The organism is Ferrovibrio sp. (genome assembly GCF_017994015.1).
Classification (GTDB): domain Bacteria; phylum Pseudomonadota; class Alphaproteobacteria; order Ferrovibrionales; family Ferrovibrionaceae; genus Ferrovibrio.
Window position 1 is genome coordinate 30,456 of record NZ_JAGOLP010000030.1, and the last position, 11,317, is coordinate 41,772.

Annotated in this window: 10 protein-coding genes; 6 read left to right on the top strand and 4 right to left on the bottom strand. The window is 62.1% G+C overall.

Features of this window, described 5'->3' with window-relative positions:
• Window positions 1-26 precede the first annotated feature (26 nt).
• Window positions 27-1,928, top strand: a complete 1,902-nt coding sequence (locus KBB36_RS14115) for a propionyl-CoA synthetase (RefSeq protein ID WP_290982013.1) — start codon at window positions 27-29, stop codon at window positions 1,926-1,928.
• Window positions 1,929-1,971: 43 nt separating this feature from the next.
• On the opposite strand, the gene KBB36_RS14120 is transcribed toward KBB36_RS14115, so the two are convergent.
• Both KBB36_RS14120 and KBB36_RS14125 read right to left on the bottom strand, forming a co-directional pair.
• Window positions 1,972-2,373, bottom strand: a complete 402-nt coding sequence (locus KBB36_RS14120) for a hypothetical protein (RefSeq protein WP_290982016.1) — start codon at window positions 2,371-2,373, stop codon at window positions 1,972-1,974.
• Between the two features lie 23 nt (window positions 2,374-2,396).
• The gene (locus tag KBB36_RS14125) at window positions 2,397-4,592 is read right to left on the bottom strand and encodes a primosomal protein N' (RefSeq protein WP_290982019.1); all 2,196 of its coding nucleotides are present in this window, start codon (window positions 4,590-4,592) and stop codon (window positions 2,397-2,399) included.
• A gap of 125 nt (window positions 4,593-4,717) precedes the next feature.
• Between KBB36_RS14125 and fsa the strand changes: the two genes are divergently transcribed.
• Genes fsa through KBB36_RS14145 form a run of 4 tightly spaced genes read left to right on the top strand, consistent with a single transcriptional unit; the run spans window position 4,718 to window position 8,893 of the window.
• Complete coding sequence (gene fsa, locus KBB36_RS14130; protein WP_290982022.1) at window positions 4,718-5,383, top strand: fructose-6-phosphate aldolase; 666 nt, start codon at window positions 4,718-4,720, stop codon at window positions 5,381-5,383.
• The gene (locus KBB36_RS14135; protein WP_290982025.1) at window positions 5,383-6,114 is read left to right on the top strand and encodes a DUF484 family protein; all 732 of its coding nucleotides are present in this window, start codon (window positions 5,383-5,385) and stop codon (window positions 6,112-6,114) included. Before fsa ends, KBB36_RS14135 begins: the two co-directional genes overlap by 1 nt.
• Window positions 6,090-7,076, top strand: coding sequence for a tyrosine recombinase XerC (locus KBB36_RS14140; RefSeq protein WP_290982027.1), 987 nt, complete (start codon window positions 6,090-6,092; stop codon window positions 7,074-7,076). The genes KBB36_RS14135 and KBB36_RS14140 overlap by 25 nt, the downstream gene beginning before the upstream one ends.
• Window positions 7,076-8,893 carry an extracellular solute-binding protein gene (locus tag KBB36_RS14145; protein WP_290982030.1) on the top strand — a complete coding sequence of 606 codons (1,818 nt, stop codon included), beginning with the start codon at window positions 7,076-7,078 and terminating at the stop codon, window positions 8,891-8,893. Before KBB36_RS14140 ends, KBB36_RS14145 begins: the two co-directional genes overlap by 1 nt.
• Window positions 8,894-8,904: 11 nt before the next feature.
• On the opposite strand, the gene KBB36_RS14150 is transcribed toward KBB36_RS14145, so the two are convergent.
• Entirely contained in the window at window positions 8,905-9,366 is a 462-nt protein-coding gene (locus KBB36_RS14150; protein ID WP_290982033.1) for a hypothetical protein, read from the bottom strand.
• Entirely contained in the window at window positions 9,359-10,147 is a 789-nt protein-coding gene (locus KBB36_RS14155; RefSeq protein ID WP_290982036.1) for a hypothetical protein, read from the bottom strand. The genes KBB36_RS14150 and KBB36_RS14155 overlap by 8 nt, the downstream gene beginning before the upstream one ends.
• Window positions 10,148-10,323: 176 nt before the next feature.
• On the opposite strand from KBB36_RS14155, the gene yejB reads away from it, so the two are divergent.
• The coding region (gene yejB / locus KBB36_RS14160) for a microcin C ABC transporter permease YejB (protein ID WP_290982039.1) at window positions 10,324-11,317 on the top strand (994 nt) is incomplete at its 3' end.

Below are 11,317 nucleotides of genomic sequence, written 5' to 3' on the forward strand. Positions count from 1 at the left end.
CGGCGCCAGTTAGCGGGAGGATAAAAATGCAAGGGCTCTACAAGGCAACCTATGCCGAAGCCAAGAACGATCCGTTGGGTTACTGGCAGCGCCAGGCGGCGCGTATCGAGTGGTCGAAGCCCTGGGATCAGGTATTCGATGGCAGCAATCCGCCCTTCTATCGCTGGTATCCCGGCGCCGAGCTGAATACCTGCCATAATGCGCTGGATCGCCATGTGGCAGCAGGCCATGGCAATCGCGCCGCGCTGATCTATGACAGCCCGGTGACCAACACCATCCGCAGCTACAGCTATGCCGAATTGCGCGACAGCGTGGCCAAGCTGGCCGGCGCCATCCGCGCCCTGGGCGTGAAAAAGGGTGATCGGGTCATCATCTACATGGCGATGACGCCGGAAGCGGTGATGGCGATGCTGGCCTGTGCCCGTATCGGCGCGGTGCATTCGGTGGTGTTTGGCGGTTTTGCGCCGCGTGAATTGGCCACCCGCATCGATGATGCCAAGCCGGTGCTGATGATCGCCTCATCCTGCGGCCTGGAACCGGGCCGGGTGGTGGAATACAAGCCGCTGCTGGATCAGGCCATCGAGATCGCGACGCATAAGCCATCGGCCTGCCTGATCTATCAACGCCCGATGTGCGAAGCGCAGATGATTGCCGGCCGCGACCATGATTTTTATGCCGCCATGGCTGCGGCAGCGCCGGTGGATTGTGTGCCGGTGGCGGCCACCGATCCGCTTTATGTGCTTTACACCTCTGGCACCACCGGCATTCCCAAGGGCGTGGTACGGCAGAATGGCGGCCATGCTGTGGCGTTGCACTGGTCGATGGAGCATATCTATGGCGTCAAGCCCGGCGAAGTGTTCTGGGCCGCTTCGGATGTCGGCTGGGTGGTGGGGCATTCCTATATCGTTTATGCGCCGATGATTTATGGCGCCACCTCGCTGCTCTATGAAGGCAAGCCGGTCGGCACGCCGGATGCCGGCGCCTATTGGCGCGTGATCGAGCAGCATAAGGTGGTGGCGCTGTTCACCGCGCCGACCGCTTTCCGCGCCATCAAGAAGGAAGACCCGCGCGCCGAACTGATCGGCAAATACGATCTTTCGGCTTTCCGCGCCCTGTTCCTGGCCGGCGAGCGCGCCGATCCGGATACAGTGCATTGGGCCGAGGATATCCTGCACAAGCCGGTGATCGACCATTGGTGGCAGACCGAAACCGGCTGGCCGGTCTCGGCCAATTTCATGGGGCTGGAATTGCTGCCGGTGAAACATGGCTCGGCCACCTGTGCGGTGCCGGGTTATGACGTGCAGGTGCTGGACGATGATGGCGTGCAGGTGCTCGAGCCGAACACCATCGGCAATATCGCCATCAAGCTGCCGCTGCCGCCGGGCTGCCTGCCAACCCTGTGGCAGAATGACGAAGGCTTCAAGAAAAGCTACCTGGCGCGCTTCCCGGGTTATTACAATACCGGGGATGCCGGCTTCATCGATGAAGATGGCTACATCTACATCATGAGTCGCACTGACGACATCATCAATGTCGCCGGCCACCGGCTATCCACCGGCGGCATGGAGGAAGTGCTATCCAGTCATCCCGATGTTGCGGAATGTGCCGTTGTGGGGGTGGCCGATCCGCTCAAGGGCCAGGTGCCGCTTGGCTTTGTGGTGCTGAAATCCGGCACGGTGAAGGGCGAGGATCAAATCCTGCGCGAGCTGGTCGGATTGGTGCGTGAGAAGATCGGCCCGGTGGCCGCCTTCAAACAGGCTGTTGTGGTCAAGCGCCTGCCCAAGACACGCTCGGGCAAAATCCTGCGCGGCACCATGCAGAAACTGGCCGATGCCCAAGAATTCCGTATGCCGGCCACCATCGACGATCCCGCCATCCTCAGCGAGATCGAGCAGGCATTGGTGCCAATCGGTTATGCGCGGAAATAAAGCGGGCCGTTACGAATGAGGCAGCAGGCCTATCGGCCCCGCCTCATTCCCACTTGCGGAAAACGTCGACGAATTTTTCTTCGCCGCAAGCAATGAAATAGCCGCGTTTGACGCAGTTTTCGCTTTCGCCAAGGCTCTGGCGCACGGCCTTGAGCGCCGGCAGCATTTCATCGGCTGATTTGGTATCGCGGAAGCGGAACACTTCAGCCTCGGTGCGGGCGCCGTCATAAATCACGCCCAGGCCGCTATCGGCCAGAATCTGGGTGCGCGACTTGGGATAGGTGCGTAAGCCCTTCATGCCGCCGGTCTTGTTGATGAAACGCTCAAAATCGGAAATGCCGGTATGGCGTTTGGTCGGCGCCGATGTGTCCTCGTTGCAACCGGCAAGCAGCAGCAAGGCAAGGAGTGCGGCGGTGGTGCGGGCAGAAGATGAAATCTTGAGCATGGAGACGTTGTATAGGCGCCGGCTCATAAAAAGCTATATGGATCGACATCAACGCTGAGTTTTACACCTGAGGGTAGCTTTACCTTCGAGAGCCATTCTCGCAGCACGGTGGGAATATCGGTATTACGCTGGGCTTTGAGCAACAGTCTTTCGCGATGCCGGCCACGCAGGAAGGCGAGCGGTGCGGGGGCCGGGCCGAGCACACGCAGGTCGCTGTTGCCATGGCCGGGCGCCAGCCGGGCCAGGTCGCGCCCGGTCTGGGTGACCCGGGCCTGATCCGGGCCGCTGACGATCAGAGCCGCCAGACGGCCAAAGGGCGGCATGCCAGCGCGGCGGCGCTCGTCCAGTTCGGCGGCCAGGAAGCCGGCGCTGTCGCCGCGCGCCATGGCTGCCAGCACTGGATGTTCCGGCATGAAACTTTGCAGCAGCACGCGGCCGGGGCGTTCGGCGCGGCCGGCTCGGCCGGCCACCTGGGTCAGCAATTGCCAGGTGCGTTCGGCGGCACGCGGATCGCCGCCGGCCAGGCCCAGATCGGCATCGATCACACCCACCAGGGTGAGCAGCGGAAAGTGATGCCCCTTGGCCACAATCTGGGTGCCGATCAGGATATCCACCTCGCGCCGCTCAACCCGTTCCAGCAATTCCACGATATGGCGCGGCGTGGTCATGGTGTCGGAAGCCATCACTGCAATGCGCGCTTCGGGGAAAAGTTCGGCGGCTTCCTCGGCCAGCCTTTCCACGCCCGGGCCGCAGGGTTTGAAACGGTCGGCTTCGCCGCAAGAGGGGCAGGTTTCCGGCAGCCGGGTCTGAAAGCCGCAATGATGGCATTGCAGCCGGCCTTTGGCGCGATGTTCCACCAGCCAGGCGGTGCAGTTCGGGCATTGCAGGCGATGGCCGCAGGCGCCGCACAAGGTCAGGGGTGCATAGCCGCGCCGGTTCAGGAACAACATGCCCTGTTCGCCTTGCGCCAGCGTGGTTTGCATTGCCGTTTGCAGCGCCGGGCTGATGAATCGCTGGCGCGAGATCGGCTGCTTGCGCATGTCGATGGCGGCAATCTCGGGCATGCTGGCGCCGCCATGGCGTTCGGGCAGCGGCACATGCACATAGCGCCCGCGCTTGGCGTTATGCAGGGTTTCCAGGCTTGGCGTGGCAGAGGCCAGGATCACCGGCAGGGCCTGATGCTTGGCCCGCACCACCGCCATGTCGCGCGCATTATAGATCGCGCCTTCCTCCTGCTTGTAGGAGGCATCATGCTCCTCGTCCACCACGATCAGGCCCAGATCGGCATAGGGCAGGAACAAAGCCGAGCGTGCGCCCACCACCACGCGGGCGCTGCCGGCGGCGATGGCGCGGAGGGTTTCGGCGCGGCGGCCGGGGCTGAGTTCTGAATGCCATGGCCAAGCCTGGCCGGTGAAGCGGCGCTCAAAACGATCAAGCCAGGCTTGCGTCAGAGCGATTTCCGGGATCAGCACCAGCACCTGGCGCCCCAGCCGCAAAGCCTCGGCAACAGCCTCGAAATACACTTCGGTCTTGCCCGCGCCGGTCACGCCTTCCAGCAGCAGCACCGAGAATTCACGCGCCGCCACTGCCGCCGCCAGTTGCTGTGCCGCTGCCGCCTGACCATCGCTCAAGGCCGGGCCGATGGCGGCGCCATCGGGCTCCTGCTTGCGGCGGTCGGATGGCACGGCACGTTGCCGCAGGGCGCCCAGATCGACCAGGCCGCGCACCACGCCGGGGCTGACCCCGGCGGCTTCGGCCAGGTCAGCTTGGCTCAGGCCGGATCGTTCGGCCGCCACGGCCAGCACACGCTGGCGGGCGGCGGAAAGCCGCAGCTCCGGCGGCAGCGGCGCGGCATCCAGCACGCTGCGGCTGGGTGGCGGACCGATCAGCGCGTCAGGCATCGGCAGGCACATGCGCAGCACGGCACCAGGCGGGTTCAGGGTGTAGCCTGCCATCCAGTCGATAAAGCGCCGCAAGGCCGGTTGCAAAGCCGGCATTTCATCATGCACAGCCATGATCGCCTTGGCCTGCTTGCCGGGCGCCAGCGGCTCGGCGGCGCCGTCCCACACCACGCCCAGCAGGTCGCGGTTGCCCAGCGGCACACGCACCAATTGGCCCGGCACCGGCACAGGGCTGTCAGCCGGCGGCAGATAGCTGAGCGGCTGGCCCAGCGGCAGCGGCAGCAGCACACGCAGCAGATTAGGGTGAGGCGCAGACATTGGGCGGACAGGACCGGTTTGATCGGATATTATTAACCAACGGCTTATACCATCCGGGCCGATGCAAGTGCCACCCAGGCGCCCACGGATTGGGGCGGTCTGGGCCAGAACGAGTTGAGAGGACCATGAAATTCTTTGTCGATACGGCGGATGTCGCCGAAATTGCCACTTTGAGCGAATCGGGATTGCTTGACGGTGTCACCACCAATCCCTCTCTGGTGGCCAAGACCGGCAAGGATTTCCTGACCACGATCAAGGAAATTTGCCGGTTGGTGCCCGGGCCGGTCTCGGCCGAGGTCACCGCCACCGATCATGCCACCATGATGGAAGAGGCGCGCCGCCTGGCCGGCCTGGCTGCCAATGTCTGCATCAAGGTACCGCTCACACCGGATGGCCTGCGCACCTGCAAGGTTTTGTCGGACCAGGGCATCATGGTGAATGTGACGCTGTGCTTCTCGCCGGCGCAGGCGATCCTGGCCGCCAAGGCTGGCGCCACGTTCATTTCGCCCTTTGTCGGCCGGCTGGATGATATCGGCCAGGATGGCATGGGCCTGATTGCCGATATTGTGCAGATTTACGCCAATTACACCGATTTCAAGACCGAAGTGCTGGTGGCCAGCGTGCGCCATCCGATCCATGTGGTGCAGGCCGCCAAGCTGGGCGCCGATATCTGCACCCTGCCGCCGAACGTGCTGAAGCAGCTCTACAAACACCCGTTGACCGACAAGGGCCTGGATGCCTTCCTGGCCGATTGGAAGGCCAGCGGCCAGAGCATTCTGGGCAAAGCCTGATGTCGGCCCCGGACCGCCTGCCGGCTGCCGCCAACCTGGGCGCGGGTGAATTGGATGAGGCGCGCGTCATTGCCTGGCTGAAACAGCATCCCGATTTGCTGGTGCGGCATCCCGAGCTTTGCGCCGTGCTGCTGCCGCCGGAACGTGAACCGGTGGCGGATAATGTTACCGACCTGCAACGCATCATGGTGCAGCGGCTGCAAGGCCAGTTGGCGCGTGCCAACCAGGTTGGCGTGGCGCTGATTGATGCCGGGCGGCAGAATATGAGCATAACCGCCCGCGTGCATGAAGCGGTGCTGATGCTGATGGAAGCCGCCAGTTTTGAGCATCTGGTGCATATCGCCACCCAGGATTGGACCGATCTGCTGGACGTGGATGTGATCAGCCTGTGCGTCGAGGGCGATCCGCGCCAGATGCTGGGGCTGGCCTCAGGCAGCGTCTATGTACTGCCGCCGGGCAGTATCGACGATCTGCTCGGCTTTGCCGTGCCCAGCCTGCTGCGTGCCGAAAGCGGTGTGGCGCCGGGCATCTACGGCCCGGCTGCGGATCTGGTGCAATCCGATGCGCTGGCGCGGCTGCATTTTGGCCCCGGCACGCCGCCGGCGCTGCTGGCGCTCGGCTCGCGTGACAAGGGCAAGTTTGAACCCGAGCATGGCACCGAATTGCTGAATTTCCTGGCCGGGGTGCTGGAACGGAGCATCCGCGCATGGCTCAACCTGCCACGGCAGTGAGCGACGGCGCAGCCCAGCCCGCGCCGGCCTTTTTTGTGCTGGCGGCCGAGGATGCCACCCTGGCGGCGCGGGGCTGGTATGATTGGCTGGCCAAGGAAAAACGCTATTCGCGCCACACATTGCGCGCTTATGGCCAGGATATGGCGGCGTTTTTCGCTTTCCTGGCCGAGCATCTCGGCGGCCCGGCCAGCCTGGCCGATCTGGCGGCTTTGCGCCCGGCGGATTTCCGCGCGTTTTTGAATCGGCGCCGCCTGGATGGCCTGGAGGCCACCTCGCTGGCACGCCAGCTCAGTTGTGTGCGCGGATTTTTCCGCCGCCTGCTACGCCAGGGCCATGCCGTGAATGCCGCCGCCAACCTGATCCGCACGCCCAAGCGCAAGCAGGCTTTGCCCAAGCCGCTGAGCCTTTCAGGCGCGCAGGCAGTGATTGGCGAAGCCGAGGCGGCGCGCGACGAGCCCTGGCTGCAAGCCCGCGACGCGGCAGTCTTGCTGCTGCTTTATGGCGCCGGCTTGCGCCTGGGCGAAGCCATCGGCCTGAATGGCCGCGACCAGCCGCGTGGCGACAGCCTGACCGTGACCGGCAAGGGCAACAAGCAGCGCCTGCTGCCGATCCTGCCGGTGGTGCGCCAGGCAGTGGCCGAGTATGTGCGGCTCTGCCCCTATGCCATCACGCCCGATGGGCCGCTGTTTTTTGGCGTGCGCGGCAAGCGGCTTGATCCGGCCATCATGCAGAAGGCGATGCGCGATGCGCGCCGCGCCCTGATGCTGCCGGAAACCGCCACGCCGCATGCCCTGCGCCACAGCTTCGCCACCCATCTGCTCGGCCAGGGCGGCGATCTGCGCACCATTCAGGAATTGCTTGGCCATGCTTCGCTATCCACCACCCAGCGTTATACCGATGTGGATGCCGAAGCGTTGCTAAAAGTCTATAAAAATGCGCATCCACGCGCTACGATGGGCTGATGCGAGCCATATCGATCCTGGCCGGGCTGATGCTCGGCATTGCCGCCCTGCCTGCCTTCGCGCAAGGCTCCCATGGTCTTTCGGCTTTTGGCGATCTGAAATACCCGCCCGGCTTTGCACATTTCGATTATGTCGATCCCAAGGCGCCCAAGGGCGGCGAATTGCGCCAGTGGCAGCTTGAAAGCTATGACAACCTAAACCCGCTGATCCTCAAGGGGGTTACGGCGCAGAGCCTTGCTCTGGTCTATCAGAGCCTGATGAGCCGCGCGGCGGATGAGCCGGACGCGATGTATGGCCAGATCGCTGAAAGCGTGGAGCTGGGACCGGAGCGCGCCTGGGCCGCCTTCACGATCAATGCCAAGGCGCGCTGGCATGATGGCAGCCCGATTACCGCCGAGGATGTGGTTTTCACTTTCGATTCCGTGCTGAAGGAAGGCCACCCGCAATATCAGCTGGTGCTGGCGGATATGGAGAGCGTGCGAGCCGAAGGGCCGCGCCGGGTGGTGTTTCATTTCAAGCCGAGCGAGAGCCGGCGCGACCTGCCGCTGATTGTGGCCGGGATGCCGATCCTGGCGAAAAAATGGTTCCAGGGCCGTGAATTCGCCCGCGCCACCAGCGAACCACCGCTGGCCAGCGGGCCGTATCGCATCGATCGTGTGGATGCCGGCCGCAGCCTGACCTTCCGCCGCGTGACGGATTGGTGGGCTGCCGACCTGCCGGTCAATCGCGGCCTCTATAATTTCGACAGCGTGCGCGACGATTATTATCGTGACCGCGATATCGCCGCAGAAGCCTTCTTTGCCGGCGAATATGATTTCCGCCTTGAGATCACCGCCCGGGTTTGGGCCACCAGCTATGATGGCAAGCCGGCAGTGCAGCAGGGCCGCATCAAGCGCGAGGTGCTGCCCGATGAAACACCCTCCGGCGTGCAGGCGTTTTTCCTCAATACGCGCCGGCCGCATCTGGCCGATCCGCTGGTGCGTGAGGCGTTGAATTACGCCTTCGATTATGAGTGGATGAACAAGACGCTGTTCTACAGCCTGTATAAACGCACCCGCTCGATGTTCGAGAATTCACATCTTGCTGCCAGCGGTTTGCCGGGTGCAGCCGAACTGGCCTTGCTGGAGCCGCATCGCGCCGCCTTGCCGCCCCGGGTTTTCACTCAGGAATACCAGCCGCCGCAAAGTGACGGCAGCGGCGCCAACCGCGACAATCTGCGCAAGGCACAGGCTTTGCTGCGCCAGGCCGGCTACGATATCCGCGATGGCAAAGCGTATCTGAAGGGCAGCAACGAACCGCTCAGCATCGAATTCCTGCTGTTTGAGCCGAGCTTTCAGCGCATCCTCAATCCCTATATCGCCAGCCTGCAACGTATCGGCGTGCAGGCCACGATCCGCAGCGTCGATGTCTCAGCCTATGAAAACCGCATGCGCGCCTTCGATTACGATGTGATCATGCGCCGCTTCGCACAGCCGCTCACCCCTGGCGTTGAGCAGCGCAATTACTGGGGCAGCCGTGCCGCCGAAATCACCGGCAGCTTCAATTTTTCCGGCATCCGGAATCCGGCGGTGGATGCGCTGGTGGAGCGTATTGTCGGCGCCCGCAGCCGTGAGGAATCAGTCACTGCCGCGCGCGCCTTGGATCGCGCCCTGATGTGGGGCTATTACGTGATCCCGAACTGGTATAGCGGCACCTACAAGCTGGCTTATTGGGACCGCTTCGGCCGCCCGGCGAAAAAACCGGCTTATGATCTCGGCCTGCTCGAAACCTGGTGGATCGATCCGGCCAAGGACCGCGCCGTGGGCCTGCGGCGCTGAAGCAGCAGCGTTTACCAAGGCCGGCAGACATGGCTGCGGAAGGGTGCGAGGATGCGGTCTATCCAGCAATCAAAGCCGCGGCCCATGATGCAGGCGGGTAGTTCATCATCCCAATGGTGGTTGGAAAGGCTGCTATCGGCGACGATAACCATTTCGCGGCTTTGCCCATAGAAATAGCCGAACTCGTGGCGAAATGCCGCTCCGCTGCGTTGCCCGGCCAGGATATGGGTGAAGGGGGCATAAGGGGCATCAAAACCAAGGAAGATGGTGCGTGCAGCTGGCAGGCTGCCTTGCCATAAGGCGATTTCTCTACCTTGGCTGTCAGCTAGAGAAAGAGTGAGCTTTTCGAGCGGAGAGCTGCCGGCATTCACCAGGATCACCCGCTGCGACAGGCATTCCGGTAGAATCATATAAATACCCGCAACTGCGGCCATTGCCTTAAGTAGTTTTCCCAAGAAGGCTGCTTTATTCATTGTGGTGATTTTTTTGCGATAAAGTATAGGGTTTTAGACGAAGGCGCCCTTCCTGAATTGCTTGCCGTACTTCGTCCCTGGTCGAGCGTTTCTTGTTTGCCTCATCAGAGGCTAATTGCCGCCCAATATAATTGTTATACAAATCCATCATCCGTTCTGGCCCATTATTTGGGTGGCTAATTTCATGGGCGTCGCCAAAAGCTTTTGCTACCTCAGGTCCAAAGTTTTTTGTCATTTCGAAAGATATGTAGGCGTGACGAAACGCATCCGCTTCGTCATCTTTGGCTATTGCAGAGCCATACTCTTCTTTTGTTATAGAGTGGGCCCTCGGCGTCAGAATCTGGGATGCGATAGTCGCATACGCTGGATGTTTAATGCCGACTTGATACTTGCCCGCTCCATTCGGATCGAAATCCAAAATATCGTATAATTCCTCCGGCGTGATGTCATCGCGGTCGGGTGGGGGGAGGTGCTTGCGCTGCTTGTGTTTCGTGGTCGATGGGGTGGGCGCGTCAGCTTGACCGGGCCGGCTGCGATAATAGTCACTTACCGGGATGCCGCTGCGCTTGTGTGCATCCACATGCACCGGGCCATTGCTGGTCTCGTCGGTTGCCGCATCGTGTGCCTGCCCGGGCGTGGGATAAAGGCGGCGGAAACCACTGGTGATCATGGCCTGGAAGGCCGGATCGGCATGGCGGGGATGCCAGTAGCGCTTGTCCCGCATCAGGAATTTGAGCTTGGCTTCGCTGAGATGGTCAGCGGCGGTGTGGTTGTCGGTCATGATGCATTCCGGTTGTTTCTGGTTTCCCGCCTCGCCCATAATGATATAGAACATAAAACGAACAATCAAGCAGAATTGTCTGTCCTGGCATTGAACCCAATGCTTTGCGGCCGCAGCTCGGTTATGCTGCTATCGGTAGTGTCTGACGCCGTGTCAAAAACCAGCGCCCGAGGCCCATGCTCGCTTATATCGCCCGTCGCCTAGCCCTGATCCTGCCCACGCTGCTGGGCATCATGGTGATCAATTTTGTGGTGGTGCAGTTTGCGCCGGGCGGACCGGTGGAGCAGGTGATCGCCCAGGTCACCGGCACGGCGGTGGATGCCACCGCCCGGCTTTCCGGCACAGCCGGCGGCGGTGAGATGAGCGGCGGCAGCCCAACACCCGGCGTGCTTGGCGCCAGCGGCGATGCCGGTGCCAAATATCGCGGCGCCCAGGGGCTCGATCCGGCTTTCATCAAAAAGATCGAGCAGCAATTCGGCTTCGACAAGCCGGCGCATGAGCGGTTCTTCCTGATGCTGGGCAATTTCGCCCGGCTGGATTTTGGCGAAAGTTATTTCCGCTCGCGGCCGGTGATCGACCTGATTGTCGAGAAGCTGCCGGTTTCGATTTCGCTCGGGCTGTGGACCAGCCTGCTGGTGTATTTCATCTCGATCCCGCTCGGCATCGCCAAGGCGGTGCGCGATGGCAGCCGCTTCGATATCTGGACCTCGGCGGTGATCGTGGTGGGCTATGCCATTCCCGGCTTCCTGTTTGCCGTGTTGCTGGTGGTGCTGTTTGCCGGTGGCAGTTTTCTGCAATGGTTTCCTTTGCGCGGGCTGACATCCGACAATTGGGCCGATCTCAGCCTGCTGGGCAAGGTGCTGGATTATTTCTGGCATCTGGTGCTGCCGGTCACCGCCATGGTGGTGGGCGGCTTTGCCAGCCTCACCATGCTGACCAAAAATTCCTTCATGGAAGAGATCAACAAACATTATGTGCAGACCGCGCGTGCCAAGGGCCTGCCGGAAAATCAGGTGCTGTATGGCCATGTGTTCCGCAATGCCATGCTGATCGTGATTGCCGGTTTTCCGGCTGCCTTCATTGGTATCCTGTTCACATCATCCATGCTGATCGAGGTGATCTTCTCGCTCGATGGCCTGGGACTGCTCGGTTTCGAGGCGGCGCTGAAGC

Coding starts and splice junctions, on each gene's coding strand:
- KBB36_RS14115 (WP_290982013.1), top strand. CDS start 27: ATGCAAGGGCTCTACAAGGCAACCTATGCCGAAGCCAAGAACGATCCG.
- KBB36_RS14150 (WP_290982033.1), bottom strand. CDS start 9,366: ATGAATAAAGCAGCCTTCTTGGGAAAACTACTTAAGGCAATGGCCGCA.
- KBB36_RS14120 (WP_290982016.1), bottom strand. CDS start 2,373: ATGCTCAAGATTTCATCTTCTGCCCGCACCACCGCCGCACTCCTTGCC.
- KBB36_RS14145 (WP_290982030.1), top strand. CDS start 7,076: ATGCGAGCCATATCGATCCTGGCCGGGCTGATGCTCGGCATTGCCGCC.
- KBB36_RS14155 (WP_290982036.1), bottom strand. CDS start 10,147: ATGACCGACAACCACACCGCCGCTGACCATCTCAGCGAAGCCAAGCTC.
- KBB36_RS14140 (WP_290982027.1), top strand. CDS start 6,090: ATGGCTCAACCTGCCACGGCAGTGAGCGACGGCGCAGCCCAGCCCGCG.
- KBB36_RS14125 (WP_290982019.1), bottom strand. CDS start 4,592: ATGTCTGCGCCTCACCCTAATCTGCTGCGTGTGCTGCTGCCGCTGCCG.
- fsa (WP_290982022.1), top strand. CDS start 4,718: ATGAAATTCTTTGTCGATACGGCGGATGTCGCCGAAATTGCCACTTTG.
- KBB36_RS14135 (WP_290982025.1), top strand. CDS start 5,383: ATGTCGGCCCCGGACCGCCTGCCGGCTGCCGCCAACCTGGGCGCGGGT.